Annotated in this window: 23 protein-coding genes; 11 read left to right on the forward strand and 12 right to left on the reverse strand. The window is 72.1% G+C overall.

The genetic code is table 11. The annotated features are described in order from the left end of the window. Positions 1-161: 161 nt before the first annotated feature. Both asnB and ACZ607_RS29765 read right to left on the reverse strand, forming a co-directional pair. Entirely contained in the window at positions 162-2,003 is a 1,842-nt protein-coding gene (gene asnB, locus ACZ607_RS29760) for an asparagine synthase (glutamine-hydrolyzing) (protein WP_469739710.1), read from the reverse strand. 389 nt (positions 2,004-2,392) lie between these two features. Then, positions 2,393-4,852: a transglycosylase domain-containing protein gene (locus ACZ607_RS29765; RefSeq protein WP_469739713.1), complete on the reverse strand. Its 2,460-nt coding sequence runs from the start codon at positions 4,850-4,852 to the stop codon at positions 2,393-2,395. A 147-nt stretch (positions 4,853-4,999) separates the two neighbouring features. On the opposite strand from ACZ607_RS29765, the gene ACZ607_RS29770 reads away from it, so the two are divergent. The 4 genes from ACZ607_RS29770 to ACZ607_RS29785 are packed head-to-tail and all read left to right on the forward strand — an operon-like array spanning position 5,000 to position 8,390. After that, positions 5,000-5,800 (forward strand): ABC transporter permease, encoded by an 801-nt coding sequence (locus ACZ607_RS29770; RefSeq protein WP_469739716.1) that lies wholly within the window; start codon positions 5,000-5,002, stop codon positions 5,798-5,800. Further along, positions 5,793-6,662 carry an ABC transporter permease gene (locus ACZ607_RS29775; RefSeq protein ID WP_469739719.1) on the forward strand — a complete coding sequence of 290 codons (870 nt, stop codon included), beginning with the start codon at positions 5,793-5,795 and terminating at the stop codon, positions 6,660-6,662. The genes ACZ607_RS29770 and ACZ607_RS29775 overlap by 8 nt, the downstream gene beginning before the upstream one ends. An 18-nt stretch (positions 6,663-6,680) precedes the next feature. After that, positions 6,681-7,649 carry an ABC transporter ATP-binding protein gene (locus ACZ607_RS29780; RefSeq protein WP_469739936.1) on the forward strand — a complete coding sequence of 323 codons (969 nt, stop codon included), beginning with the start codon at positions 6,681-6,683 and terminating at the stop codon, positions 7,647-7,649. Positions 7,650-7,703: 54 nt separating this feature from the next. Continuing rightward, a complete protein-coding gene (locus ACZ607_RS29785; RefSeq protein ID WP_469739938.1) occupies positions 7,704-8,390 on the forward strand; it encodes a DUF1707 SHOCT-like domain-containing protein in 687 nt (228 codons plus the stop codon). A 61-nt stretch (positions 8,391-8,451) separates the two neighbouring features. Here ACZ607_RS29785 and ACZ607_RS29790 read toward each other — a convergent pair whose 3' ends face one another. Further along, the gene (locus ACZ607_RS29790) at positions 8,452-9,714 is read right to left on the reverse strand and encodes an SGNH/GDSL hydrolase family protein (protein WP_469739721.1); all 1,263 of its coding nucleotides are present in this window, start codon (positions 9,712-9,714) and stop codon (positions 8,452-8,454) included. A gap of 177 nt (positions 9,715-9,891) precedes the next feature. Here ACZ607_RS29790 and ACZ607_RS29795 point away from each other — a divergent pair, with 177 nt between their 5' ends. Beyond that, positions 9,892-11,253 carry a DUF445 domain-containing protein gene (locus ACZ607_RS29795; RefSeq protein ID WP_469739723.1) on the forward strand — a complete coding sequence of 454 codons (1,362 nt, stop codon included), beginning with the start codon at positions 9,892-9,894 and terminating at the stop codon, positions 11,251-11,253. 158 nt (positions 11,254-11,411) lie between these two features. On the opposite strand, the gene ACZ607_RS29800 is transcribed toward ACZ607_RS29795, so the two are convergent. Next, complete coding sequence (locus ACZ607_RS29800) at positions 11,412-11,717, reverse strand: hypothetical protein (protein ID WP_469739725.1); 306 nt, start codon at positions 11,715-11,717, stop codon at positions 11,412-11,414. A gap of 110 nt (positions 11,718-11,827) precedes the next feature. Beyond that, on the reverse strand, positions 11,828-13,273 hold the full coding sequence (gene argG / locus ACZ607_RS29805; protein ID WP_469739727.1) for an argininosuccinate synthase: 1,446 nt from the start codon (positions 13,271-13,273) through the stop codon (positions 11,828-11,830). 171 nt (positions 13,274-13,444) lie between these two features. On the opposite strand from argG, the gene ACZ607_RS29810 reads away from it, so the two are divergent. Genes ACZ607_RS29810 through ACZ607_RS29820 form a run of 3 tightly spaced genes read left to right on the forward strand, consistent with a single transcriptional unit; the run spans position 13,445 to position 16,094 of the window. Next, complete coding sequence (locus tag ACZ607_RS29810) at positions 13,445-14,917, forward strand: MFS transporter (RefSeq protein ID WP_469739729.1); 1,473 nt, start codon at positions 13,445-13,447, stop codon at positions 14,915-14,917. Then, positions 14,914-15,513, forward strand: a complete 600-nt coding sequence (locus ACZ607_RS29815; RefSeq protein WP_469739732.1) for a TetR/AcrR family transcriptional regulator — start codon at positions 14,914-14,916, stop codon at positions 15,511-15,513. The genes ACZ607_RS29810 and ACZ607_RS29815 overlap by 4 nt, the downstream gene beginning before the upstream one ends. Before the next feature lie 50 nt (positions 15,514-15,563). After that, positions 15,564-16,094 carry a hypothetical protein gene (locus tag ACZ607_RS29820; RefSeq protein WP_469739735.1) on the forward strand — a complete coding sequence of 177 codons (531 nt, stop codon included), beginning with the start codon at positions 15,564-15,566 and terminating at the stop codon, positions 16,092-16,094. Between the two features lie 34 nt (positions 16,095-16,128). Here ACZ607_RS29820 and ACZ607_RS29825 read toward each other — a convergent pair whose 3' ends face one another. From ACZ607_RS29825 to ACZ607_RS29840, 4 genes are all read right to left on the reverse strand, one after another. Continuing rightward, positions 16,129-16,908, reverse strand: coding sequence for a DeoR/GlpR family DNA-binding transcription regulator (locus ACZ607_RS29825; RefSeq protein ID WP_469739738.1), 780 nt, complete (start codon positions 16,906-16,908; stop codon positions 16,129-16,131). 25 nt (positions 16,909-16,933) lie between these two features. Further along, positions 16,934-17,776: a class II fructose-bisphosphate aldolase gene (locus ACZ607_RS29830; RefSeq protein ID WP_469739742.1), complete on the reverse strand. Its 843-nt coding sequence runs from the start codon at positions 17,774-17,776 to the stop codon at positions 16,934-16,936. 162 nt (positions 17,777-17,938) lie between these two features. Next, positions 17,939-18,805: an excalibur calcium-binding domain-containing protein gene (locus ACZ607_RS29835; protein WP_469739744.1), complete on the reverse strand. Its 867-nt coding sequence runs from the start codon at positions 18,803-18,805 to the stop codon at positions 17,939-17,941. 128 nt (positions 18,806-18,933) lie between these two features. Next, positions 18,934-19,818 carry a helix-turn-helix domain-containing protein gene (locus tag ACZ607_RS29840; protein ID WP_469739747.1) on the reverse strand — a complete coding sequence of 295 codons (885 nt, stop codon included), beginning with the start codon at positions 19,816-19,818 and terminating at the stop codon, positions 18,934-18,936. A gap of 138 nt (positions 19,819-19,956) precedes the next feature. Between ACZ607_RS29840 and ACZ607_RS29845 the strand changes: the two genes are divergently transcribed. The 3 genes from ACZ607_RS29845 (at position 19,957) to ku (ending at position 22,329) form a co-directional block, all read left to right on the forward strand. Then, positions 19,957-20,652, forward strand: a complete 696-nt coding sequence (locus tag ACZ607_RS29845; RefSeq protein ID WP_469739749.1) for an SDR family oxidoreductase — start codon at positions 19,957-19,959, stop codon at positions 20,650-20,652. Positions 20,653-20,718: 66 nt separating this feature from the next. Then, positions 20,719-21,204, forward strand: a complete 486-nt coding sequence (locus ACZ607_RS29850) for a GNAT family N-acetyltransferase (RefSeq protein ID WP_469739751.1) — start codon at positions 20,719-20,721, stop codon at positions 21,202-21,204. 186 nt (positions 21,205-21,390) lie between these two features. Further along, positions 21,391-22,329 (forward strand): non-homologous end joining protein Ku, encoded by a 939-nt coding sequence (gene ku / locus ACZ607_RS29855; RefSeq protein ID WP_469739753.1) that lies wholly within the window; start codon positions 21,391-21,393, stop codon positions 22,327-22,329. A gap of 58 nt (positions 22,330-22,387) precedes the next feature. Here ku and ligD read toward each other — a convergent pair whose 3' ends face one another. The 3 genes from ligD to ACZ607_RS29870 form a co-directional block, all read right to left on the reverse strand. Further along, the gene (ligD, locus tag ACZ607_RS29860; protein ID WP_469739755.1) at positions 22,388-23,347 is read right to left on the reverse strand and encodes a non-homologous end-joining DNA ligase; all 960 of its coding nucleotides are present in this window, start codon (positions 23,345-23,347) and stop codon (positions 22,388-22,390) included. 53 nt (positions 23,348-23,400) lie between these two features. Further along, complete coding sequence (locus tag ACZ607_RS29865) at positions 23,401-23,937, reverse strand: hypothetical protein (protein ID WP_469739757.1); 537 nt, start codon at positions 23,935-23,937, stop codon at positions 23,401-23,403. Between the two features lie 90 nt (positions 23,938-24,027). Then, a complete protein-coding gene (locus tag ACZ607_RS29870) occupies positions 24,028-25,350 on the reverse strand; it encodes an SGNH/GDSL hydrolase family protein (protein WP_469739940.1) in 1,323 nt (440 codons plus the stop codon). Positions 25,351-25,470 lie beyond the last annotated feature (120 nt).

Consider the following 25,470-nt stretch of genomic DNA (forward strand, 5'->3'; position numbering starts at 1 on the left):
AGGGGGGCGGACCGGGGGGGTTGCGCGGGGGGGTGGGGGGGGCCGGGGTGGGGGGGTGGGGGGGGGGGGGGGGGGTGGGGGGGGTGCGGGGGGGGGGGGGGCGGGGGGGGGGGGGGGGGGGGGGGGGGGGGGGGCGCCCCCCGCGCCCGGTCTTCCCGGGGTCAGGACAGGGCCAGCTCGGGGGAGTACATGTCGAGCCAGAGGGCCAGGTCCAGGGTGCGTTCGAGGCCGCGCCGGGATGCCTGGGAGATCTGCGGGGTGTCCTGGTCGGCGGCCCGTCGGACGCGGGCGGGGTCGACGAGGTCGAAGACCCGGTGCGAGGGCTGGGAGAGCAGGTCCTTGGCGTGGTCCTGGAGTGCCAGGGCGTACTTGGGGTCCTGGGTGGAGGGGTAGGGGCTCTTGACCCTGTCGTACACGGAGCGGGGCAGGACGTCGGCGGTGGCTTCGCGCAGCAGGGTCTTCTCCCGGCCGTCGAAGGACTTCAGGGCCCAGGGCGTGTTGTAGACGTACTCGACGAGGCGGTGGTCGCAGAAGGGGACGCGCACCTCCAGGCCGACGGCCATGCTCGCGCGGTCCTTGCGGTCGAGGAGTACGCGGACGAAGCGGGTCAGGTGCTGGTGGCTGATCTTGCGCATCGTGTATTCGAAGTCGCTCTCGGCGTCGAGCCGCTGGATGCCGGAGACGGCGTCGCGGTAGCTGTCGGCGACGTACGAGGTGAGGTCGAGGCGGGTGGTGAGATCGGGGCGGAGTACGTCGGTGTCCTCGCCGAAGTGCCGGCTGAACTGGGCCAGCCAAGGGAAGGTCCGGCCCTTGCGGGCCTCCTCGTCGAAGAACTGGAGGTAGCCGCCGAAGACCTCGTCGGCGGACTCGCCGGACAGGGCGACCGTGGAGTGTTCGCGGATCGCTTTGAAGAGGAGGTACAGCGAGGCGTCCATGTCCCCGAAGCCCATGGGTAGGTCGCGGGCGCGGATGACCCGGGAGCGGACATCGGGGTCGGCGAGGGCGTGCGAGTCGAGCACGATGTCGCGGTGGTCGGTGCCGGAGGCCCGCGCCACGTCGTGGACGAAGGGGGTGTCGGGGGTTCCGCGGAGTTCGTCGGCGACGAAGTTCTCGGTCTGTCCGGCGAAGTCGACGGCGAAGCTGCGGACGGTCTCCCCGGTCTCGCCGAGCTGACGGGCGGCCAGTGCGGTCATGGCGGAGGAGTCGAGTCCTCCGGAGAGCAGGGTGCAGCGGGGGACGTCCGAGACGAGCTGGCGGCGCACGATGTCGTCGAGGAGGGTGCGGACGGTGGCGACGGTGGTGTCGCGGTCGTCGGTGTGGGGCCGGGTCTCCAGTTGCCAGTACACGTGTCGGCGCAGGCCGGTGCGGTCGACGGTGATGACGGTGCCGGGTTCGACCTCGTGCATGCCGTCCCACACCGCGTGGCCGGGTGTCTTCACGAAGGTGAACAGTTCGCGGAGGCCGTCGAGGGTGACGCGGGGCCGGGCGAGCGGGTTGGCGAGGATGGCCTTGGGCTCGGAGCCGAAGAGGACGCCGTCGGGTGTCTCGTAGTAGTAGAACGGCTTGATGCCCATGCGGTCGCGGATCATCACGAGCTTGTCGTGCCGTCCGTCCCACAGGGCGAAGGCGTACATGCCGTTGAGGCGTCCGGCGACCGCCTCGCCCCATTCCAGGTAGCCGCGGAGCACGACCTCGGTGTCGGAGTCGGTGGTGAACCGGTGGCCGCGGCGGGCGAGTTCCTGCCGGAGTTCGGTGTAGTTGTACGTCTCGCCGGAGTAGACCATGGCGACGGCGCCCTGGGGGGTGTCGACGGTCATGGGCTGGCGTCCGCCCGGCAGGTCGATGATGGCCAGTCGTCGGTGGCCGAGCGCGGCGGGTCCGTCGATCCAGGTTCCGCGGTCGTCCGGGCCGCGGCAGGACATCGTCTCCGTCATGGCGTCGAGCGTTCCGGCCGAGGCCCGCAGGTCACGGTCGAAGGAAATCCAGCCGGTGATGCCGCACATCCGGTATTCCTCCTGCTTCCGGTCGCGTCCCGGCCTCCGGGCCGCCGCTTCCGGCCGGTGACGCCGGGGGGAGGGGCGGACAGACAGCCGGCGAAACCAGTTGTAGTGAGCACCTATGTGACGAGCGTGTGACATGCCGGGGTCCGGGTCAACCAGTTGGTTGCACACCGGGCGGGACCGCCCCGCGATTTTCGGACGCACACGGTGGGCTCTTTGCGAAGACGCGCCCCCCGAAGGCCCGTCCCCGAGTGGGGTGGGGGCTTCCGGAGGGCGCGCGGGTGGGCAGGGATCCGGCCATGGGCAAAGCTTTGGCCAACCCGGGCGGGCCGTATCCGATCCATCGGCCGGCCTCGGTCGCCCGGGTGGCCGGAGACCGGATGCCCGGGTGTTCAGGGGCGGTTGGGGCCGGCGGGGTCCTGGTCGTCCCTGAGCTCCCTCGTGCCGGTGCTGTCCGGGCCGGCCGTCCTGTCGGTGCGGGCGGTGCCGTCGCCGTCCCGCCGGCCCGCCGGGCGGCTGTCGGCGGGCTCCCCGGCGGCGGGGGCGCGCGCGGGTGCGTCGGCGGGGGTGGCGGTGTGGAGCGCCCCCGCCGCCGGTGAGGCCTCGGAGGGGGCTTCCGGTGCGCGGGAACGGTCGTCGCCCCGCCTCCGCTCGCGGGAGTCGCCCGGCTTCTCGGTGGAGCCGCCGTCCCTCGGCGCCTTGGTGCCCCCTGCCTCCTCGGTGTCCTCGCCCTCCCCGCTCTCGTCCGGGTCGGGCTCCTCGGGTCCCTCGTCGGCCTCCAGGTCGAAGTCCTGCACCTCGCTGCCCTCCAGGGCGGCCCGGGTGTAGGCGGCCCAGGTCTCGGCGGGTGCGCCGCCGCCGTTCATGCGGGCCAGGCCGAGCGCGCCGTACAGGGGCTTCTGTACGCCGGATTCGGGGTCCTGGCCCATGACGGCGATGACGGTGGCGAGGTCGGGGGTGTAGCCGGCGAACCAGGCGGCCCTGTCCTCCTCGGCGGTGCCCGTCTTGCCGGCGGCGGGCCGGCCCGCGCCCTGGGCGGCGGTGCCGGTGCCGCCGTCGACGACGCTGCGCAGGACCGAGGTGGTGGTGTCGGCGGCCTCGCGGCTGATGGCCCGGCGGGTGTTCCTGGCGGGGAGCGGAAGCGCGTCGGCGTTCTTGCTGATCTTGGAGACCAGGGTGTGGGGCCGCTGCTTCCCGTGGTCGGCGAGGGTGGCGTAGGCCGAGGCCATGTCCAGGACGCTGGCGGTGGCGGGGCCGAGCGCGATGGAGGGGGAGGCGGTGAGGTCGGGGGTGTCCTTGGGGATCCCGAGGGCGATCGCGGTGTCCTTGACCTCGTCCGGGCCGACGTCCTGGGCCATCTGGGCGTAGACGGCGTTGACGGACTTGTCGGTGGCTTCGCGGACGGTGATGGAGCCGTAGTCGACGTCGTCCTCGTTGGCGGGGGAGTAGCCGGTGGAGCCGGTGGCGCTCTGGACGGTGCGTTCGTTGGTGCCGTCGTAGCGGGTGTTGGGGGTGATGTCCTTGTGCTTCTGGGTGGTGGACCCGTTGGCGAGGGCGGCGGCGAGGACGAACGGCTTGAAGGTGGATCCGACCTGGTAGTCGCGGCGGGTCGCGTTGTTGACGTACTGCTTGGTGTAGTCGATGCCGCCGTAGAGGGCGACGACGTGGCCGGTGGCGGGGTCGATGGAGGCGCCCCCCGCGCGGACGTTGCGGTCGGCTTCGCGGTCGTCGCTGGTCTTGGCGAGGACGTTCTCCTTGACGGCTTCGACGAGGGCGTCCTGCTTGCTCTTCTGGAGCGTGGTGGTGATGCGGTAGCCGCCGGTGGCGAGGGTCTTCTCGTCGATGATCCCGTTGGCGACGAGGTAGTGCTCGACGGCCTGGACGATGTAGCCGCGCTGGCCGGAGAGGGCGTTGGCGGGCTTGGCCTTGTCGGGGACGGGGAAGGTCATCGCTTCGCGGTCGGCGGCATCGAGCCAGTGGTGCTTGACCATGCCGTCGAGTACGTAGTCCCAGCGGGCCAGCACGGCCTTCTTGTTCTCGGGGTGGGCGACGACGTCGTAGGAGCTCGGGGCGTTGAGCAGGGAGGCGAGGTAGGCGCCCTCCCCGGCGTCGAGGTCCTCGACGTCCTTGCCGTAGTAGGCGTGCGAGGCGGCCTGGATGCCGTAGGCGTTGCGGCCGAAGTAGCTGGTGTTGAGGTAGCCCTCGAGGATCTCGTCCTTGCTCTGTTCGCGGTCGAGCTTGATCGAGATGAAGAACTCCTTGGCCTTGCGGACGACGGTCTGTTCCTGTCCGAGGTAGTAGTTCTTCACGTACTGCTGGGTGATCGTGGAACCGCCCTGCCTGCCCTTGCCGGTGACGGTGTTCCAGCCGGCGCGGAGGGTCGCCTTGATGTCGATGGCGTCCTCGGAGTAGAAGTCCCGGTCCTCGGCGGCGAGTACGGCGTGCTGGATCGGGGTCGGGATGCGGTCCAGCGGGATCTTCTCGCGGTTGATCTCGCCGTCGCGGGCGATGACGGTCTTCCCGTCCGCGTAGACGTAGACGTTGGCCTGGGCGGTCGCGGCGGCGTTGGCGGCGGGGATGTCGATGAGCTGGTAGCCGGCGATGAATCCGCCGACGAGGAGCAGCGCGAGGAGGAGTACGCCGCCGAGGGTCATGCGCCAGGTGGGGACGGCCCGGCGCCAGCCGGTGCGCTTGGGCCGTTTGGGGCGTTTCGTGCGCCCCTCGGCCGCTGGTGCGCCGTTCGGGTGATCGGCGTCGGGGGTGGGGGCCGCTGCCGAGGTGTCTCGGGGGGCCCAGCCCTGGGAGCCCTGCTGACCAGGGTCTCCGCCGTGCTGCGGTGGCTCGTCGCTCATGACTGTGGAGGCTCCTCGACTGCGGATGATTTTCCTATAGTGCACTTTTCGGGCGGATAACCCTCGGATCCCTCCACGGAAATGGGGTCGCGGCGGCCGAACGCCGTGAACTAAGGTCGTGCGCTTTGGCGGAATGAGGGGGGCGAGGTGCGGCTCTATGCCGTGGTGGCGGCCGGAGGGTTCCGGCGGTATGCCACCTATCGGGTGGCGACGCTCGCGGGGGTGTTCACCAACACCGTCTTCGGTTTCATCATGGCGTACACCTACATCGCGCTGTGGGACGAGAGGCCGCAGCTCGGCGGCTACGACATGGCGCAGGCGCTGACCTATGTGTGGCTGGGTCAGGCGCTGCTGATGACCTGCGCGATGATGGGCGGCGGTTTCGAGGACGAGCTCATGGAGCGCATCCGCACGGGTGACATCGCGGTCGATCTGTACCGGCCCGCCGATCTGCAGCTGTGGTGGCTGGCGGGGGACCTGGGCCGGGCGGCGTTCCATCTGCTGGGGCGCGGGATCGTGCCGATGGTGCTGGGGGCCCTGGCCTTCGACCTCGCGATGCCGCGCTCCCCGTGGATCTGGCTGGCCTTCCTGGTGTCGGTGGGGCTGGGCGTCGTGGTGAGTTTCGGGGTGCGCTTCCTGGTCGCACTGTCGGCGTTCTGGCTGATGGACGGGGCGGGCGCGATGCAGATCGCCTGGCTGGCCGGGCTGTTCTTCTCGGGGATGATGCTGCCGCTGACGCTGTTCCCCGGCTGGCTCGGGGACCTGGCCCGCGTCCTGCCGTGGTCGTCGCTGCTCCAGGTCCCGGCCGATGTGTTCCTCGGAAAGTACGCGGGCTGGGACGTCCTGCGGGCGTACGCCTTCCAGGCCGGCTGGGCGGTGGTGCTGCTGCTGGCGGGCCGGATGCTGCAGTCGGTGGCGACCAGGAGGGTGGTGGTCCAGGGTGGCTGAGATCCAGGCCGAGCGGACGGCCGCCCCGCCTCCGGTCGTGTTCGCCCAGCGGTCGCGGCTGGTCGAGGGGGTGCGGGCGTACGGGCTGATCGTGGCGATGTGGCTGCGCTCGACGATGGCGTACCGCGCCTCGTTCGTGATGACGACCGTCGGGAACTTCGTGTCGACCGCGTTCGACTTCGTCACGATCACGCTGATGTTCGCGCACGTCGATGTGCTGGGCGGGTTCACGCTGCCGGAGGTCGCGTTGCTGTACGGCACGTCGGCGACCGCGTTCGGGCTCGCCGATCTGGTCCTGGGGTCGATGGACCGGCTGGGACGGCGGGTGCGGGACGGGACGCTGGACACGCTGCTCGTGCGGCCCGTCCCGGTGCTGGCGCAGGTGGCGGCGGACCGCTTCGCGCTGCGCCGGCTGGGGCGGATCACGCAGGGGCTGCTGGTGCTGGGCTACGCGCTGTGGACGCTGGACATCGCGTGGAGCCCGGTGAAGGTGCTGATGCTGCCGCTGATGGTGCTGAGCGGGGCGGCGATCTTCGGCGCGGTGTTCGTGGTGGGGGCGGCGTTCCAGTTCTACGCCCAGGACGCCTCGGAGGTGCAGAACGCCTTCACGTACGGGGGGACGACGATGCTCCAGTACCCGCCGACGGTCTTCGCGAAGGACCTGGTGCGCGGGGTGACGTTCGTGGTGCCGCTGGCGTTCGTGAGCTGGCTGCCCGCCCTGTACGTGCTGGGCAGGGACTATCCGCTGGACCTGCCGCGCTGGGTGGCGGGCCTGCCGCCGGTGGTCGCGGCGGGGTGCTGGGTGCTCGCGGGGCTGGCGTGGCGTGTGGGACTGCGGTCGTACCGCAGCACGGGAAGCTGAGGAGTGGGCGTGGACGACATGGACTTCATCGAGCTGGACGGCGTCGAGAAGGTCTTCGACGTGCGCCGCAAAACGGGCTTCATGCGCCGTGAGCGGCGTGAGGTGCGGGCGGTGGACGGCATCAGCTTCCGGGTGCCGCGCGGTGAGATGGTCGGCTACATCGGCCCGAACGGCGCGGGGAAGTCGACGACGATCAAGATGCTGACGGGCATCCTCACGCCGAGCGGCGGCCGGCTGCGGGTCGCGGGGATCGACCCCTCCAGGGAGCGTACGAAGCTGGCGCACCGGATCGGTGTGGTGTTCGGGCAGCGTACGACGCTCTGGTGGGACCTGCCGTTGCGTGACTCGTACCGGCTGATGCACCGCATGTACCGGATCCCCGACAGCCGTTACCGGGAGAACCTGGACCGCTGTGTCGAACTCCTCGACCTCGGGGCGCTGTTGGAGGTCCCGGTGCGGCAGCTGTCGCTGGGGCAGCGGATGCGGGGCGACATCGCGGCGGCGCTGCTGCACGATCCCGAGGTCCTGTACCTGGACGAGCCGACGATCGGGCTCGACGTGATCTCCAAGGCCAAGGTGCGTGAGTTCCTGCGGGACTTGAACGCGGAGCGGTCCACGACGGTGCTGCTGACCACGCACGACCTGACCGACATCGAGCAGCTCTGCAAGCGGGTGATGGTGATCGACCACGGCCGTCTGGTGTACGACGGGGCGCTCGCCGGGCTCCATGAGGTAGGGCAGAGCGAGCGCACCCTCGTGGTGGACCTGGAGCGGGAGCTTCCGCCGATCGAGCTGGGGTCGGAGCCGTCGGTGCGGGTGGTGAAGGTGGAAGGCCCCCGGCAGTGGCTGGCGTTCCCCGCGTCGGCGTCGGCCGCGCCGCTGGTGGCGCGTATCGCGGCGGGCTATCCGCTGGTCGATCTGTCGGTGCGGGAGCCGGACATCGAGTCCGTGATCGCGAAGATGTACGTGTCGGATCCAGCTGTCTAGGCCCGTCCCGCTGTTGCTCTATAGGGTGCCGGTATGACAAGTGAGAGCCCGGACATGCGTGCCTCCGACGCGGAACGTGAGCGGGTCGCCGAGACCCTGCGGGAGGCCGTGGCCGAGGGCCGGTTGGAGATGGACGAGTTCGAGCAGCGGCTCGACGCGACGTTCAAGGCGCGTACGCACGGGGAGTTGGTCCCGCTCGTGCGTGACCTGCCGGTGCCGGGCGGTGTCGTACAGCCGGTGACGGGTGCGGTGGCCGAGCGGAAGGGTTCGTCCGCCGGCTGGCCCGCGCGGATCGGCGGCACGCCCACCTCGTCGGGCGCCTTCGCCTTCTGGGGCGGCTTCAACCGCAAGGGCCGCTGGACGGTGGGCCCGAGGTTCACCGCGTTCGCGATGTGGGGCGGCGGCGAGATCGACCTGCGGGAGGCGAACTTCGCCGAGCGCGAGGTCGTGATCCGCTGCTTCACGATCATGGGCGGTATGCAGGTGACGGTGCCCCCGGATCTGAACGTCCAGGTCAGTGGTCTCGGCATCATGGGCGGGTTCGGCGAGCACTCCAAGCTCGACGACGATGTCGAGCCCGCCCCGGACGCCCCCCGGGTGAAGATCACCGGCTTCGCGCTGATGGGCGGGGTCGGTGTGGAGCGCAAGCGGAGCAAGGCGGAGAAGCGGCGGCTCCAGGAGCAGGAGCGGCTGCGGCTCCAGAAGCCGGACACGGGGGACGGGCGCAAGGAGCTCGGCTGATCCCGCGGTCCCGCGGTCCCGCGAAGGCCGGCGGTGAGCCCGGCCTTCGCGTTCGTACGCGTCAGAAGGTGTCGGTCTTCGGTGTGCCGTCCACCGCGCCCAGGTCGATGGCGTGGCCCAGCGCGCGGTAGCCGGCGTCGTTGAAGTGCAGCCGGTCGCCGGAGTCGTACTCGGGCAGGATCCGGTTGGGCGCGTAGGGGTCGCGCACGGCCCGGTCGAAGTCGATGAACGCGTCGAAGACCCGGCCGGAGCGGATCTCCTGGTTGACCGCCAGGCGCACCCGGTTGTGTTCGGGCGTCCAGGTCCGGTAGCCCTGGAAGGGCGTCAGCGTCGCTCCGACGACCCGCAGCCCCTGGGCGTGAGCCCGCTCGGTCAGGGCGCGGAGGCCGTCGGTGAGGCGCCGGGGGTCGGGCTCCTGCGGGAACTGCTGTACGTCGTTGATGCCGAGCGCGATGATCACGGTCCTGGCCCCGGCGACGGACAGGACGTCACGCTCGAAGCGCCGGGCGGCGCTGCGGCCGCCGATGTTCTGGACGCCGCTCGCGGTGAGCGGGCTGTCGCGCAGCAGACGGTTGCCCGCTATCCCCTGGTTGGCGATCCCGTAGGCGTGCCGCAGCCGGTCGGAGAGGACGTCCGGCCAGCGGGTGTTGGCGTCGGTGGTGGAACCGCTGCCCGCCGTGAGGGAGTCGCCGATCACGACGATCGCGCCGGGCGACGCCTCGTTGCGGACGTCGACGGCCGTCAGGTAGCGCCACCGGGTGGTGCTCCAGGTGCCCCGGCCGTCGGCCAGGTAGGACGTCTGGTGGGCGTTCGGGTGCTGGGTGACGGGCCCGGTGGCGTACGGGGTGCGGAGGGTGACCTCCAGGTCGGCGTCGGGGGCGACGGGCACCACGACCGGGTCGCTGACGACCTGGAGACCGGCGCCGACGGTGACCGAGGACCGGCCGCGGAAGGTGACCGGGCGGGTGTTGACGGTGGCCTGGTCGATGACGAGCGGCGCGGTGCCGAAGAGGTTGGACAGGGTGATCCGGGCGGCGTCCCCGCCGACGCTGGTGTGCACGATGTTGCGGACGGTGCTGCCGGGGTAGCCCCGCCGGGCATCGGGTTCCGCGCTGACGGGGGCGGCGGTCCAGGTGGCGACCCAGGCGCCCGTGGAGTGGGCCGGTGCGGCGGGATTGCCGGCCGCCGCGTGGGTCCGGGACCCGTCGAGCGGTGCCTGCGGCTGACCGGCGGTCAGCGAGGTGCCGAACGCGACGGCGGCGGCGAGCGCGGCGGTACCTGCCACGAGGGCGATGGACAGGGCATACCCCTGGCGCCTGGGCATCTGCGGTGATTCTCCTTGCGGTGTCCGGCCCGGCGTCCGGGGCGGTGTGCGGCCCGGTGTTCGGGTCACTCTCATGATGCGACAGGTCCTGGGGAACTCGACGTGCGGCCCAGGAGTAGGTGAGGTAGGGACAATGCGTACGGCACGGGGTGACGCGTAGGCGGACGGGTGGAGCGGATGGAACAGGACGCGGGACAGGCAACGGCCTCCGGAGCGGGGGGCCGCGGGCCCGGGCACCCCGGTGGTTCCGGCGGGCGGCCGAGGCCGGCGCCGGCCGGCTTCGCGTACACCGCCGCCGATGAGGAGAAGCGGCGCGGTGTGCGCCGTATGAAGACCACCGCCACGGGTCTGCTCCTGCTCGTCGCGCTTGTGTACGTCCTCGCCACCTGGGCGAGGAACGAGGGTGTGGGCGGCTGGCCGGGCTACGTCGCGGCGGCTGCCGAAGCGGGGATGGTCGGTGCGCTGGCGGACTGGTTCGCCGTCACGGCGCTCTTCCGGCGCCCGCTCGGTCTGCCCATCCCCCACACCGCCATCATTCCCACCAAGAAGGACCAGTTGGGGGCGTCACTCGGTTCCTTCGTCGGGGAGAATTTTCTCTCCGGGGACGTCGTTCGTGACCGAATTCACGCTCTGAGGGTCGGTTCGAGGCTCGGGACGTGGCTCGCGGAGCCGGAACACGCGGACCGGGTCACCGCCGAGCTGGCCACCGCGCTGCGCGGGGCGCTGACCGTGCTGCGGGACTCCGATGTGCAGGCGGTGGTCGGGGAGGCGATCACCCGGCGGGCCGACGCTGCGGAGGTCGGCCCGGGCATAGGGAAGATGCTGGAGAAGATCGTCTCGGACGGCGGCCACCGCAGGGTCGTCGACCTCGTCTGCGTACGGGCGCACGACTGGCTGGTCCTGCACGGTGACTCCGTGATGGACGCGGTGCAGGGCGGGGCGCCGGGCTGGACGCCGCGGTTCGTCGACAAGCGGGTGGGGGAGCGGGTCTACAAGGAACTGCTGCGCTTCGTCACGGAGATGCGGGACATGCCGGGCCATCCCGCGCGGGGTTCGATCGACACGTTCCTGACGGACTTCGCCGCCGACCTCCAGACGGATTCCGACACCCGGGCCCGGGTGGAGCGGCTGAAGTCGGACATTCTGGGGCGCGGTGAGGTGCAGGACGTCATCGCCTCCGCCTGGTCCTCCGTCCGCACGATGATCCTCGCGGCGGCCGAGGACGAGCGGAGCGAGCTGCGGATGCGGGCCCGGGCCTCGCTGATCTCCCTGGGCACCAGGCTGTCGACGGACGAGCGGTTGCAGGGCAAGCTGGAGGGCTGGCTGGAGGACGCGGCGGCCTATGTCGTCACGACGTACCGCACGGAGATCACCTCGCTGATCAGCGACACGGTGGCCGGCTGGGACGCGGACCAGACGTCGAAGAAGATCGAGGCGCACATCGGCCGGGACCTGCAGTTCATCCGGATCAACGGCACGGTGGTGGGTGCGCTGGCCGGCCTGGCGATCTACACGGTGTCCCACGCGCTGGGAGGCTGACCGGGGACGTGCCCGTCCTGTCGTACGGGCACGCCCCCGGGTCGTGCGGGGAGTTGCTCTTCCGTACGCACCCGGGGGCGCCCGCGTTCAGCCCCGGGGACGCGGATGTCCGGGGCCGGGCACTCCCGCGAGCGCGGCGGGGGCGCCCGTACGGCGTGCTACCGGCCGCCGCGCCCGGTGACCGCCCAGGACGCGGCCGCGACGCCGCCCGCCACGGTGAAGACCGCGGGCCAGGCGCCGATTTTCTTGGCCAGGGCGTGCGAGCCGGCGAAGGCCGCGACGTAGGCGACGGTCAGCCCGGTCGCCGCGCGGGCCCCGGCCTGCCGGTTCCACTCGTACGCCGCCACCGAGCCGGCGGCGGCCAGTGCGACGCCGCCCAGTGGGCGCTTCCTGGTCCAGCGGGCGATTCCGTACCCGCCGACGAGTCCGCCCGCCGCCACTGCCGCTGCCGGGACCTTCGCCATTGCCGCCACCTTCTTCTTGCCTGCGTGTCCGTCGGCGTGTGCGCCGAGGATCCGAGGATAGGTTCCCGCGCGGGCCGGCCGGTCGGCAGGTCGGCCGGCCCGCGCGTCCGTCAGTCGGTACCGAACTCCATGGCGGCGCGGTCCAGCAGCTCGTCGTCGCCGGAGACCTCGCCGCGTGAGGCGATGGCCTGGGCGCCGCCCTCCGGCATGGCGCCGATCAGCCCGGTGGCCGCCGCCTGCGCGGCACCGATCAGCGAGGGCTGGGTGCCGACGAGGCCGAGGCTCGCGAACTGTTCGAGCCGGGCGCGCGAGTCCGCGATGTCGAGGTTGCGCATGGTGAGCTGGCCGATGCGGTCCACGGGGCCGAACGCGGAGTCCTCGGTGCGCTCCATCGACAGCTTGTCCGGGTGGTAGCTGAACGAGGGGCCGGTGGTGTCGAGGATCGAGTAGTCCTCACCGCGCCGCAGCCGCAGCGTCACCTCGCCGGTGACGGCGGAGCCGACCCAGCGCTGGAGCGACTCGCGGACCATGAGCGCCTGCGGGTCCAGCCAGCGGCCCTCGTACATGAGACGGCCGAGGCGGCGGCCCTCGTTGTGGTACTGGGCGAGGGTGTCCTCGTTGTGGATGGCGTTGACCAGGCGCTCGTAGGCGGCGTGCAGCAGCGCCATGCCGGGGGCCTCGTAGATCCCGCGGCTCTTGGCCTCGATGATCCGGTTCTCGATCTGGTCCGACATGCCCATGCCGTGGCGGCCGCCGATGGCGTTGGCCTCCATGACCAGTGCGACGGCGGAGGGGAACTCCTTGCCGTTGATCGTGACCGGGCGGCCCTGCTCGAAGCCGATCGTCACGTCCTCGGTGGCGATCTCGACCGAGGGGTCCCAGAACCGGACGCCCATGATCGGGTCGACGGTCTCCACACCGGTGTCGAGGTGCTCCAGCGTCTTCGCCTCGTGGGTGGCGCCCCAGATGTTGGCGTCGGTGGAGTACGCCTTCTCGGTGCTGTCGCGGTAGGGCAGCCCGTGGGCGAGCAGCCACTCCGACATCTCCTTGCGGCCGCCCAGCTCGGTGACGAAGTCGGCGTCGAGCCACGGCTTGTAGATCCGCAGGTGGGGGTTGGCCAGCAGGCCGTAGCGGTAGAACCGCTCGATGTCGTTGCCCTTGAACGTGGAGCCGTCGCCCCAGATCTGGACGTCGTCCTCGAGCATCGCCCGGACCAGCAGGGTGCCGGTCACGGCGCGGCCGAGCGGCGTGGTGTTGAAGTAGGCACGGCCGCCCGAGCGGATGTGGAACGCGCCGCAGGCGAGCGCGGCCAGGCCCTCCTCGACCAGCGCCGCCCGGCAGTCGACCAGGCGCGCGATCTCGGCACCGTAGGCCTTCGCGCGGCCGGGCACCGACGCGATGTCGGGCTCGTCGTACTGGCCGATGTCGGCGGTGTAGGTGCACGGGACGGCACCCTTGTCGCGCATCCACGCGACCGCGACCGAGGTGTCGAGGCCGCCCGAGAAAGCGATGCCGACGCGCTCGCCGGTGGGCAGGGAGGTGAGAACCTTAGACATAGGAAGAGTATGCACTCGATTGTATGTATATGCAAATGGCGATGCGGGAGCGGTGCGGGGCCCGGCCCGGGCGCCGCAGGGGCGGTCATGGGCGTACGGATCCCGGGGGGGTGCACAAGCGTTTACCCTGGGGGGTGAACATCTGTGCACCCCTCTGCGTACGGAGACCCCATGACCGCACCCGCACCCGCCGCCGCCCCGGACCACCCCCGCTTCGCCGTCGGCGTCCTGGCCTTCTGCGGCGTCGTGGTCGCGATCATGCAGACCATCGTCGTCCCGCTGCTTCCCCACATACCTCAGCTCACGGGAGCCACCCCCGCCGCCGCGAGCTGGCTGGTCACCGTCACCCTGCTGACCGGCGCGGTGTTCACCCCCGTGCTCGGCCGGGTCGGCGACATGTACGGCAAGCGCCGTGTGCTGGTCGCCTCGCTGGGCGTCCTCGTCGTGGGCTCCGTGCTGTGCGCGGTCAGCTCCCACATCGGCGTACTGATCGCCGGGCGCGCCCTCCAGGGGGCGGCCATCGCCGTCGTGCCGCTGGGCATCAGCATCCTGCGCGACGAGCTGCCGCCCGAGCGGGTCCTGTCGGCCGTGGCCCTGATGAGCTCGACGCTGGGCATCGGCGCCGCCGTGGGACTGCCCGTCGCGGCGGTGGTCATCGAGAACTTCGAGTGGCACACCATGTTCTGGGTCTCCGGCGTCATCGGCCTCCTCGACATCGCGCTGGTGCTCCGCTTCGTACCGGAGTCCCCGCTCCGCTCCCGTGGCCGGTTCGACGCGCTCGGCGCGCTCGGGCTGACCGCCGCGCTGGTCTGCCTGCTGCTCCCCGTCACCCAGGGCGGCGGCTGGGGCTGGACCTCGGCGCGCACCCTCGGGCTGTTCGCCGCCGCCGTGGTGATCGCCCTGATCTGGGGGGCGTACGAACTGCGGGTCCGCACCCCCATGGTGGACCTGCGGATCTCCGCGCGCCCCGCCGTGCTCCTGACCAACGTCGCCGCGCTGCTCATCGGCTTCGCGTTCTACGCCAACTCGCTGGTCACCGCCCAGATGGTGCAGGAGCCGAAGGCCACCGGCTACGGGCTCGGCGCCTCGCTCGTCGTCAGCGGGCTGTGCCTGCTGCCCGGCGGGGTGACCATGGTGGCGCTGTCACCCGTGTCGGCGCGGATCTCCGCCGCCCGCGGTCCGAAGACCAGCCTGGCGCTGGCCGCCGGGATCATCGCCGTCGGCTATGTGGTGCGGTACTTCACCAGCCACAGCCTCTGGCTGATCATCGCGGGCGCCACCGTCGTCGCGGCGGGTACGGCGATCGCGTACTCCGCGCTGCCGGCGCTGGTGATGCGTGGCGTCCCCGTCAGCGAGACGGGCGCGGCCAACGGACTGAACACCCTGATGCGTTCGATCGGCCAGGCGTTCTGCAGTGCCACGGTGGCCGCCGTCCTGGCCAACATGACCTTCCTGGCGGCCGGCCGCCAGGCCCCCACGCTCGGCGCGTACCAGCTTGTCTTCCTGATCGCGGCGGGCGCGGCCCTGCTGGCCCTCGCGGTGACCCTGTGCCTCCCGGGCGGCCGCGCGGCTGCGGGTACGGTCGGAGGGAAACGCCGGAGCAGCGGCCGTACGCGGACGATGCCGATCCAGGGAGGCGCATGACCACCCGAGCCACCGCGCCCGCACCGCCCGCAGCGGTGACGGACACGGCCGCCCCCGCGGCGGCCGCGACGGGTCGGGACGCGATCCTGCTCGCCGCCCGCCGGGCGTTCACCCAGCGCCCGTACGCCGAGGTGACGATCCGGGGGATCGCGGCCGACGCCGGGGTGAGCGCGTCCCTGGTGGTGAAGCACTTCGGCCGCAAGGAGCAGCTCTTCAACACGGTCGCCGACTTCGGGCCCGCCGCCGAGGAGCTCTTCGACGCCCCGCTCGACGGGCTCGGCCGCCACATGGTGCTGACGCTCGTACGCCGGCGCAGGGAGCAGAAGGGCGACCCGCTCCTGCGGGTGGTCTTCTCCCTCGGCAACCACGACGAGCGCTCCCTGCTCCGCGACCGCTTCCACGAGCAGGTCACCGCCCGGCTGACGGAGCGCCTCCCCGGCCGCGAACGCGCGCTGCGCGCCGAGCTGATCGCCGGTCACCTCATCGGTCTGGGCGCCACCCTGAGCCTCCACCGCGAGGGCGCGGGCTCCCGTGCGACTCCGGAGCACCTCGCGGACCTGTACGCCCCGGCGCTGCAGAGCCTGGTGGAGGGCTGATCCGCCGGAGTGGGGGATAAGGTCTGGTCCAACACGACGAGGGGGGCCTCATGTTGATGATCCGGACCGGCTTGCGCGCCGCCGTACCGGCCATGGTTCTGGGAGCGTTGCTGGTGGGCTGCACCGCGGCGACCACCACCGACGGACCGGGCGGCGACGTCCCGTACGTGGACCCGTCGGTGGCAGCAGCCGCCGCCGGGAAGGCGCAGGCGTCGACGGCACCCACGCCCTCACCGACGCCCACGCTCAGCCAGGCGGACCTGGACGCGCCGCAGCTGGTCCGCGACGCCTTCGCCGGACTCCAGGCGACCTACCAGGACGGCTGCTCCCCCGGGGACGGCAACTGCGCCTACTTCCTGGGCCGGGTCGACGAGGAACTGAACCGGCTGGACAAGGCGATGAAGGCGGACGCGCAGGGCCCCGGCCACTTCAAGGAGCCCATCGCGTGGATCGGCACACTGCGCACGACGCTGGCCGGTGACGTCTCCACCCCGAACCTGGAGAAGCACCGTACGGAGCTGATCGGCACCCGGGACCGCGTCAACACCTGGATGCAGGGCCACCCGGAGGACTACCGCTGACCACCGCTGACCTCGTGCCGGCCTTCCGCCGGGGTCACACCCGCAGGACGTCGATCCCCAGGGCGGTGAACTCCTCGACGACGTCCTCGGGGGCGTCCCGGTCCGTGACCAGCACCGAGACCGCTCCGGTCTCGCAGACCTGGGCGAAGGCCCGGCGCCCGAGCTTGGAGGAGTCGGCCACCACGATCACCGTGCCCGCGCACTCGGCGAGGGCGCGGTTGGCGCCGGCCTCGGACTCGTCGTGCGTGGCCGCGCCGAACCGGGCGTGCACGGCGTCCACGCCGAGGATCGTGTAGTCCAGGGCGAGGCCGCGCAGGAGCGTGTCGACGAGGGGGCCGACGAGTTCGTACGAGTTCGGCCTGGCCACCCCGCCAGTGACGACGATCTTCACCTGGGGGCGGACCGCCAGCTCGTTCGCGATGTTGATGGCGTTGGTGACGACGGTCAGCGCCACGCCTCCGCCCGAGGGCTCCGGTCGCAGGGCGAGCTCCCTGGCCACCTCGGAGGTCGTCGTGCCGCCGTTGAGGCCGACGGTCGAGCCCGTCGGGATCAGCTCCGCCGCGGCCTTGGCGATGCGCTGCTTCTCGTCGGCGCGGCGGGCCGCCTTGTAGCGCAGCGGCAGGTCGTAGGCGACGGTGCTGACGACCGCGCCGCCCCGGGTGCGGGTCAGCAGATTCTGCCGGGCGAGCTCGTCCAGGTCGCGGCGGACGGTGGCGGCGGAACAGCCGAGCCGTTCGGCGGCGTCGAGTACGTCGATCTGGCCCTGGTCGCCGAGGATCTCCAGCAGCCGGGTCCATCGCGTGTGTGCCGCCACCTGACCTCCTTGTTCCCGGTGAACCCTATCTGCCGCCCCGGGCCAGCACGTCCAGCAGGCGCGCCACCTCCGTGGCCACCGCGTCCCGGGCCGGGCCGAGGTATTTCCGCGGGTCGGCGGCCTCGGCGTGGGAGTCCAGGTAGCTGCGGACGGCCCGGGTGAACAGCTTGTTCAGGTGCGTGGAGATGTTGACCTTCGTCATGCCGGCGCCGACCGCCGTCGCCAGGCCCGTGTCCCCGACGCCCGAGGAGCCGTGGAGGACGAGCGGGACGCCCAGCGCGTCGCGCAGCCGGGAGATCAGCGCGAAGTCGAGGGCGGCGTCACGGGTCAGCATCGCGTGCGAACTGCCGACGGCCACGGCGAGCGCGTCGACGCCGGTGGCCTCGACGAACGCCCGCGCCTCGTCCGGGTCGGTGCGCACACCGGGGGCGTGTGCGCCGTCCTTGCCCCCGATCTCCCCCAGTTCGGCCTCCACCCAGACCCCGTGGCTGTGGCAGTACGCGGTGATCTCGCGTGTCGCGGCGACGTTGTCGGCGTACGGGAGCTTGGAGGCGTCGAACATGACGGAGGTGAAGCCGAGCCCGACGGCCTCGCGCACCAGCCCGGCCGACTCGGCGTGGTCGAGATGCACGGCGACCGGTACGCCCGCGGCCCGGGCGACGGCGAGCGAGGCGAGCCCGATGGGTTTGAGGGCGCCGTGGTAGCGGGCCGTGTTCTCGCTGACCTGGAGGATCACCGGCAGCCCGGCGGTCTCCGCCCCGCTCACGATGGCCTGCGCGTGCTCGATCTGCACGACGTTGAACGCCCCGACGCCGGTCGCGCCGGCGCGGGCGTCGTGCGTGAGGACACCGGTGGATATGAGCGGCATGGGCTTCCTTCGCGAGTGCGGGCTGCGTGAATCCAGGCGAATGGTGCTCGAAGTTGCTCATTTATAGCGCGTTTGAAGCAGGTTGGAAAAGAGCAGCCGCCTCCGGCGGGGCCGGAGGCGGCTGTTGAGGTGGCTGTTGAGGTGGGTGAAAGGGGGGCGGGACTACTCGCAGGCGACCCCGTCGCCATCACGGTCGAGGTGGGATCCGTAGCCCGGGTCGCCCCGGTGGATGGGGGCGGCCCCGGCGGCGCGTACGGCGGAGCAGTTGGCGTACGAGACACTGCCACCCCCTCCGCCGGAGCCCCCGCTGGTGCTCCCCCCGCTCGAACTGCCGCCGGAGGAGCCGCCGCTGGACGACCCGTACGGCTCGCACCCGACGCCGTCGTCGTCCCGGTCCAGATGGGCGGCGTAACCGGGGTCGCCGCGCCGGATGGGGGCCGCGCCGGCGGCTCGTGCGGCGTCGCAGTTCTCGTAGTACACGGAGGGTTCGGCGGGCTTCGTGGCCTTCGGCTTCGGCTTCGGGGACGGTGCGACGGTCGGGGTGGGCGTGGGCGTCGGGGACGGCGTGGGCTCGGCGACGGTGATCCGTACGACGGCGCTGCCGCCCGCCGGACCCTTCCCCTTCACCGTGACCTCGTACGTGAACTCGTCCTCGCCGGCGTACCCGCTCGCAGGGGTGTACACGAGCGTGGTGCCCTCGACCGTGACCGTCCCGTGCGGTGCCGGGCTCTCCGCGGCGAGGGTGAACTCCGCGGGCCGGTAGGTGTCCAGGAGCGCGGCGTCGGTGCCGTCCTCCAGGGTCACGAGGTCGTTGGCCAGCGCGTCCACGGTGACCTCCTGGCCGGCCTCGGTGCTCGCCGTGTCGTCGGCGAGCGCCAGCGCCCGCTGCGCGGACGGCGACGCGGACGCCGCCGCCGGCTTCGCGTCCCGGCCCGTACCGTCGTCGCCCCCGCACCCCGCCAGGGCCAGCGCGAGGACCGCCGCCCCCGCCGACATCCCGAGCCGGCTGTGTGCCACGCGTGTGTTCATGGTGCCCCCAAGGCGCTTCCGTGCTGCTGTGCGGTAGACGGGCGATGCTCGCAGCGGGGGCCCGGCGGGGCGGCGCGTTCCAAGGAACGGTGTCGAAACTGTGATGAACGTGTGAAGAGCCGGTGAACTCAGGTCATCGCCTGGGTACCGATGACGTCGAGCAGACCGAGACGGGCGGCGGCCTCGCTGCCGGGGGCCGCGGTGTACGCGACGACCCGCAGGTCGCTGCCCGCGGCGATCAGGACGTCGCAGTCCAGGGTGAGCGTGCCGATCTCGGGGTGGACGATCGCCTTGGCGCCGGACCGGTGGGTGCCCACGATGCCCGAGTCCCACAGGCCGGCGAAGGTGGTGCCGGTCTCCCGCAGGTCCTTGACCAGGGCGCGCAGACCCGGATCGGCGGGGTAACGGGCGGTGGCCGCGCGCAGGTCGCCCACCATCGTCGCCTCGAACTCCGCCTTCTGCTGCGGGGTCTGGCGGACGCGGCCCGGCCGGCCGGTGAAGTGCCGCCAGATCAGGTTGCGTTCGCGTCCGCGCAGCGCGGAGGGGTCACCGAGCAGGGCCGCCCAGGGGCGGTTCCACTCGATGAGGTTCCAGGCGGCGTCGTGGACGCTCAGCGGGGCGCCGTTCATCTGGTCGAGCAGCCGGCGGAGTCCCGGCGGGATGTGGTCCGAGATGTGGCCCGGGCCGGGCTCGGGCTGCCCGGCGAGGAGGTACAGATAGGTGCGTTCGTCCGCGGACAGGCGCAGGGCGCGGGCCAGCGAGGCGAGGACCTGCGGGGAAGGCGAGGTGGCACGGCCCTGTTCGAGGCGGGTGATGTAGTCCACGGACAGCGCGGCGAGCTGGGCCAGCTCCTCGCGCCGGAGCCCCGCCGCCCTCCGTACCCCGCCGACGGGCAGCCCCACCGTCTCCGGGGCGATCCGGTCCCGCCAGCCGTGCAGGGCCCTGCCCAGCTCGTTGGTGCCCGTGGCCCCGGACCCGGCCCTGGGCGGTGCTGTCTTCTCGGATGCGCTCACCCCTCCAGTATCCGGGCGAAGCCGCCGTACAGCCTGGTACCGGCAGTCCACCCGCTGAGGCGGGCACTCCCTGTCCGCCGGGGACACGGGCACCGTGAGGGCATCAGCCCATCGCCTGCCGAACACGGGAGCACCAGCATGACCACCACCCTCATCACCGGAGCCAACAAGGGCCTCGGCTTCGAGACCGCCCGCCGTCTCGTCGAGGCCGGGCACACCGTCTACGCCGGGGCGCGCGACCCCCGGCGCGGGCAGGAGGCGGCGGAGCGGCTCGGGGCTCGTTTCGTCCAGCTCGACATCACGGACGAGGACTCCGTCGAGGCCGCCGCCGCGTTCGTACGGAAGGACGCGGGCCGCTTGGACGTCCTCGTCAACAACGCCGGGATCGTCGGTGTCCGCAAGCCCGTCGGCGAGGTGACGGGGGCCGACATGCGGAGCACGTACGAGACCAACGTCTTCGGCGCCGTACGCGTCACCAGGGCGTTCCTGCCGCTGCTGGAGGCGGGCAAGGACCCGGTCGTCGTGAACGTGTCCAGCGGTCTCGGCTCGCTGGCGGCGACGAACGACCCGACCCGCGTCGAGTTCACCGTGGCGGCCCTCGACTACAACTCGTCCAAGACCGCGCTGGTCATGGTGACGTCGCAGTACGCCAAGGCCTACCCCGGCATCAGGTTCAACGCCGTCGATCCGGGCTACACCGCGACCGACCTCAACGCGCACTCGGGCCCCAAGACGGTGGAGGAGGGCGCGGACATCATCGTCCGTATGGCCCTCATCGGTGCCGAAGGCCCGACCGGCGGCTTCTTCGACGCGGAGGGCCCCGCCGCCTGGTGACCCCGCCCGTGGGGCCGGGCGCTATTTCGATGGCCCGGCGCGCGGGTGCGCCCGTACGGTGCGCGTATGACTGCGCAGCTCCGCCTGGAGAGAGTGACCCCGGACAACGTCCTCGACGCGTGCCGGCTGAAGGTCGCACCCGAGCAGGAACGGTTCGTCGCCCCGGTCGCCCGGTCCCTGGCCGAGGCGTACGCGGCTCCGGAGACGGCCTGGCCCCGGCTGGTCCACGACGGAGACCGGCTGGTCGGCTTCGTGATGGCGTTCTTCGACGTACGGTTCGGGCTCGAAGCCCCCGCGGGCTCCGAGGACCCGCTCCGCTCCGGGCTCTGGCGGCTGGCCATCGCCGACGGCGAGCAGGGCAAGGGGTACGGGCGCTTCGCCGTGGACGCCGTGTGCGAGGAGATCCTCCGGCGCGGACGGCAGAGGGTGACCGTGACCTGGGCGCCGGGGGAGGGCGGCCCGGAGGGGTTCTACCTCCGGCTCGGCTTCCGCAGGACCGGCGAGATGAGCGGGGACCAGGTCGTGGGTGAGAGGGACCTGCCGCGCGGGTGACGGCCCCGCCGCCCTGGTGATCCGCGCCGCCCCCGGTGATCCACATGCGGTCCGGGGGCGGGGGCGCGAGGATCGGGGTTACGGGCGGTGGCCCGGCCGCGCCTCGGCCCTCTCGGGTCGGTTCTCCCTTCCAGGCGCTCCGGTCCGCCTCCCGGCCAAGCCACCAGGGGGGTCTGGAGGTACCGGATGCCGCGGCCCCTGTGGACAGGAGCGATCAGCTTCGGGCTGGTCACGATCCCGATCAAGGTCGTCTCCGCCACGGAGGACCACTCGATCTCCTTCCACCAGTACCACCGGGAGGACATGGGCCGGATCCGCACCCGCAAGGTGTGCGAGCTCGACGGCAAGGTCCTCTCGCAGGACGAGATCGGCAAGGGGTACGAGGTCGCCAAGGACCGGACCGTGCCCGTCACCGACGAGGAACTCGACCGGATGCCGCTGCCGACGGCGAAGGCCATCGAGATCGTCGCGTTCGTCGAGGCCGACAGCATCGACCCCGTACGGATCAGCGACAGCTACTACCTCGCGGTCGACGGCCAGGTCGCGGCGAAGCCGTACGCCCTGCTGCGGAAGGCTCTGGAGCGCAGCGACAAGGTCGCCGTGGCGAAGTTCGCCTGGCACAACCGTGAGCGGCTCGGCCTGCTGCGGGTCCGGGACGACGCGATCGTCCTGCACTCCATGCGCTGGCCGGACGAGATCCGCAGCCCGGAGTCCCTCGCGCCCCGGGAGACGGAGCTGGACGAGGGCGAGATCGAACGGGCCGTGCAGCTCACCGACAGCATGGCCCTGGACGGCATCTCCGGCTTCCGCGACCGCTACCGGGAGTCCCTGGAGGAGCTGCTCACGGCCAAGTCCGAGGGCAAGGCACTCCCGGCGACCCCGGGCGAAGAGGAGGAGGAGCCCGGAAAGGTCATGGACCTCATGGCCGCTCTGAACGCCTCGGTGAAGGCGGCCAAGGAGACGCGGGGCGAGGACGCCACGGTGCACGAGATGACACCGGGGAAGTCCCGGACGCGGAAGAAGACCGCCCCCGCGAAGAAGAAGACCGCCGCCAAGAAGACGACGGCGGCGGCCAAGAAGCAGCCCGCGAAGAAGACGGCGGCGAAGAAGCGGACCGCGTCCTGAGCCGGACCGCGTCCTGAGCCGCGACCCCTGAAGCACGACTCCGGTATCCCGGGCGCCGTCACTCCAGGTCGTCGGGTGCCAGGTCCGGGCGCAGCCGGTGCCAGGAGGGGTGGCGCAGCCGCCCCGCCCTGGTGCGCGTCGAGTACCGCACCTCGCCGACCAGCCGAGGCAGCACCCAGTGGGCGCCCGCGACCGGAGGCGTCTCGTCGAAGGGGCAGGTGTCGACCGCGGCGACGCCGAGCAGTTCGGCCAGCCGGCTCCGCTCGGCGTCGCTCCAGCCCGTGCCGACGCTGCCCGCGTACCGCAGGCCTCCCGGGTGCCGCTCGCCGACCAGCAGTGCGCCGGGGAGGCCGCCCAGCCGCCCGCGTCCGGGCACCCAGCCGCCGACGACCACGTCCACCGTCCGGGTGTGGCGGATCTTGATCCACGTACGGGCGCGGATCCCGGGCTCGTACACCGAGTTCAGCCTCTTCGCGATCAGGCCCTCCAGTCCGGCCTCCCGCGTCATGGCCAGTGCCTCCTCGCCGTGGCCGACGACCACCGAGGGCGTCGACCAGTGCGGCCCGTCGAGCCCGAGCTCCTCCAGGGCGGCGCGGCGCTCGGTGTAGGGCAGGGCCACGAGGCTCCGGCCGCGCAGGAACAGCGCGTCGAACAGCACCAGGTGCGCCGGTACCCGCTGCGCCATCCGGGCGGCCTTCCCGGGCGACCCGGAGAGCCCCATCCGTGACTGGAGCCGCTCGAAGTCGCTGCGCCCCTGCTCGTCCAGCGCGACGATCTCGCCGTCCAGCACGGCGGGTACGCCCCCGAGCGCGGTGCCGAGCGCCGCCAGATCCGGGTACGCCGGGGTGATCTCGGCCCCGGACCTGGCCAGCAGCCGGAGCGAGCCGTCCCCGGGCAGCTGGACGAGGGCGCGCTGGCCGTCCTGCTTCACCTCGTACGCCCACTGCTCGTCGGCCGCGGCGGACGGCAGGCGGCCGGGGGTGGCGAGCATGGGCGCGTACCGGGGCAGAGAGGCCATGACAGCAGGCTCTCAGCAGTCACGCCTCCGGGCCCGCGGACACGGCCCGGTCCTCAGCGCGCCGCTGAAGGTGTGGACGCGGGCGGGGCGGCGGTCGGTGCGGGGCGGCGGAACACCGGGGTGAGGCCCCCGCACGTGGCTGCGGACGACTCCCGGGTGGAGACACGGGGCCCGCCGCCCCGCTCCAGCCGGACATCGAAGACGTAACACCCGTCCACGTACGTCGCGGACGCGAGGATGAACCCCGGCCCGACCCCTGTGAGTCCGACGGTGAGACGGACGGATCCGGCTTTCCGCTCGACGGCGAGCAGCCCTCGCGCCGGGCCTCCCCCCGGGAATTCCGCGGCTAGTTCGGCGTCCGTCAGCAGGCCGTCCGCCGCGGCCCCGGCGAGTCGTTCCCCGTGCGCGTCGGCGCCCGCACGCATGTCGGCACGTGCCTTGTCCTCGTTGCGCCCGGGTTGCGTGGACGCCCAGATCCAGAAGGCGGTGACGAGCGCGAGACACACGCCGAGAACGCCGATACAGCCGGTGAAGAGGCAGCTGCCGGCCGTTCGCATGCCCCCACGGCCTCCGCCAGGTGTCCTGTCCATGCGGGACAGCCTGGACGGAGGCGGATGACGAGGCCGGGTGGGACGCCGATCCGTGACCGTACCGAAGGGTGTCCGATACGGGGCCCGCCGTCAGTTGTAGCCGAAGCCCCTCGGCAGCGGAGCCTGGCGGAACAGCCGGGTGGGGACGGCGTCGGCCATCGCCCGGTAGCCCGAGGGATTGAGGTGGAGGTGGTCGCCGGTGTCCAGCGCGGCCCGGAGCTGCCGGGGCGCCTGCGGGTCGCGGACGGTCCGGTCGAAGTCGATCACGCTGTCGAAGCGCCCGCTCGTACGGATCCAGGTGTTGACGGTCTGCCGGGCCTGCTCGCGGTACCCGTCCGGGTCGTCGTACGGCGTGTTCCCGCCCATCGGGGTGAGCGTCGCCCCGTACACGCGGATGCCGTGGGTGTGGGCGCGGGTGATGATCTGCTCGTACGCGGCGATGACGTCGGCCGCGACCTGCTTCTGGGCGGCCGGGGTGGCTTCGGCCGTGCCGATGTCGTTGATGCCCTCGAAGACGAGCAGCCAGTCCACGCCGCTCTGCGCCAGGACGTCACGGTCGAGCCGGGCCAGGCCGTTGGGGCCCAGGCCGTCGTTCAGGAGCCGGTTGCCGCCGGCCGCCTGGTTGACGACGGCCGCCTTCGACGTGGCGGCCCCGGCCCTCAGCCGTTTCTGCAGCAGGTCGGGCCAGCGGTCGTTCGCGTTGGTGGTGGAGCCCCGGCCGTCGGTGAGCGAGTCGCCGAGCACGACGGCCGCCGAGGTGGTGCTCCTGGACCACACCTCGACGCCGCTGAGGAAGTACCAGTGGTCGGTGGGCGTCGCCCCGGGCAGGTCCGCGTCGTTCACATGGTCCCCGGACCGCAGGTAGGACGTCGTACGGGAACCGGGGTGAGAGGTGATGGACGTGGAGGCCTGACCGGTCGCCAGATACACCGTCGCCGTGAGGTCGGAGCCCGGCGCCAGCGTGAAGTCCAGCGGGTCGGAGACCGCCTGGGCGCCCACCGGGACCGACACCGAGGAGCGCCCCTGGAAGGTCACGGACCGCGTGGTCCCCGCCTTCACCGCACTGGTCCCGGCCCTTCCGCCGAGCGGCAGGGCCACGGACACCTTGGTGATCGGCAGTACGGCGCCACCGAAAGCATTCGAGAAGCGGAGCCGGATGTGCTCACCGCCCGCCGAGACATGGACCGTCTGACGGAGGGTGGCATCGGTCAGGACCGCGTCGTCCTGGGTGAACGGCGCGGGCGGCATGTTGCCCGGCTCCGTCAGCTGCGGCATGGACGTCCAGGTGCTCACCCAGCGGGCGTTGCGCTCCCCGGGCGCCGGTGAGCCGCCAGGCCCGTGGCCGTCCCCGGCGCCGAGCGCGGGGGTGACGACGGCGGCGGTCAGCGCGGCGGCGGCGAACAGGCTGAGCATCGACGATCTTCGGATCACGGTGGTGCTCCCTCGGGCTGGGTGGGGGAAGCAGGGTGAACCCATGGATGAGGACGGCGACATGACCGAGGTCCGGGGATTCGAGCGGCAGGCTAGCCGCTC

The sequence above is a fragment of the Streptomyces sp. NPDC104381 genome, assembly GCF_055583745.1.

What these genes read in the sequence shown, in the direction of transcription:
- asnB (WP_469739710.1), bottom strand. Translation starts at nt 2,003, where the DNA reads ATGTGCGGCATCACCGGCTGGATTTCCTTCGACCGTGACCTGCGGGCC.
- ACZ607_RS29765 (WP_469739713.1), bottom strand. Translation starts at nt 4,852, where the DNA reads ATGAGCGACGAGCCACCGCAGCACGGCGGAGACCCTGGTCAGCAGGGC.
- ACZ607_RS29780 (WP_469739936.1), top strand. Translation starts at nt 6,681, where the DNA reads ATGGACTTCATCGAGCTGGACGGCGTCGAGAAGGTCTTCGACGTGCGC.
- ACZ607_RS29785 (WP_469739938.1), top strand. Translation starts at nt 7,704, where the DNA reads ATGCGTGCCTCCGACGCGGAACGTGAGCGGGTCGCCGAGACCCTGCGG.
- ACZ607_RS29790 (WP_469739721.1), bottom strand. Translation starts at nt 9,714, where the DNA reads ATGCCCAGGCGCCAGGGGTATGCCCTGTCCATCGCCCTCGTGGCAGGT.
- ACZ607_RS29795 (WP_469739723.1), top strand. Translation starts at nt 9,892, where the DNA reads ATGGAACAGGACGCGGGACAGGCAACGGCCTCCGGAGCGGGGGGCCGC.
- ACZ607_RS29800 (WP_469739725.1), bottom strand. Translation starts at nt 11,717, where the DNA reads ATGGCGAAGGTCCCGGCAGCGGCAGTGGCGGCGGGCGGACTCGTCGGC.
- argG (WP_469739727.1), bottom strand. Translation starts at nt 13,273, where the DNA reads ATGTCTAAGGTTCTCACCTCCCTGCCCACCGGCGAGCGCGTCGGCATC.
- ACZ607_RS29810 (WP_469739729.1), top strand. Translation starts at nt 13,445, where the DNA reads ATGACCGCACCCGCACCCGCCGCCGCCCCGGACCACCCCCGCTTCGCC.
- ACZ607_RS29815 (WP_469739732.1), top strand. Translation starts at nt 14,914, where the DNA reads ATGACCACCCGAGCCACCGCGCCCGCACCGCCCGCAGCGGTGACGGAC.
- ACZ607_RS29820 (WP_469739735.1), top strand. Translation starts at nt 15,564, where the DNA reads ATGTTGATGATCCGGACCGGCTTGCGCGCCGCCGTACCGGCCATGGTT.
- ACZ607_RS29830 (WP_469739742.1), bottom strand. Translation starts at nt 17,776, where the DNA reads ATGCCGCTCATATCCACCGGTGTCCTCACGCACGACGCCCGCGCCGGC.
- ACZ607_RS29835 (WP_469739744.1), bottom strand. Translation starts at nt 18,805, where the DNA reads ATGAACACACGCGTGGCACACAGCCGGCTCGGGATGTCGGCGGGGGCG.
- ACZ607_RS29845 (WP_469739749.1), top strand. Translation starts at nt 19,957, where the DNA reads ATGACCACCACCCTCATCACCGGAGCCAACAAGGGCCTCGGCTTCGAG.
- ACZ607_RS29850 (WP_469739751.1), top strand. Translation starts at nt 20,719, where the DNA reads ATGACTGCGCAGCTCCGCCTGGAGAGAGTGACCCCGGACAACGTCCTC.
- ku (WP_469739753.1), top strand. Translation starts at nt 21,391, where the DNA reads ATGCCGCGGCCCCTGTGGACAGGAGCGATCAGCTTCGGGCTGGTCACG.
- ligD (WP_469739755.1), bottom strand. Translation starts at nt 23,347, where the DNA reads ATGGCCTCTCTGCCCCGGTACGCGCCCATGCTCGCCACCCCCGGCCGC.
- ACZ607_RS29865 (WP_469739757.1), bottom strand. Translation starts at nt 23,937, where the DNA reads ATGGACAGGACACCTGGCGGAGGCCGTGGGGGCATGCGAACGGCCGGC.
- ACZ607_RS29870 (WP_469739940.1), bottom strand. Translation starts at nt 25,350, where the DNA reads ATGCTCAGCCTGTTCGCCGCCGCCGCGCTGACCGCCGCCGTCGTCACC.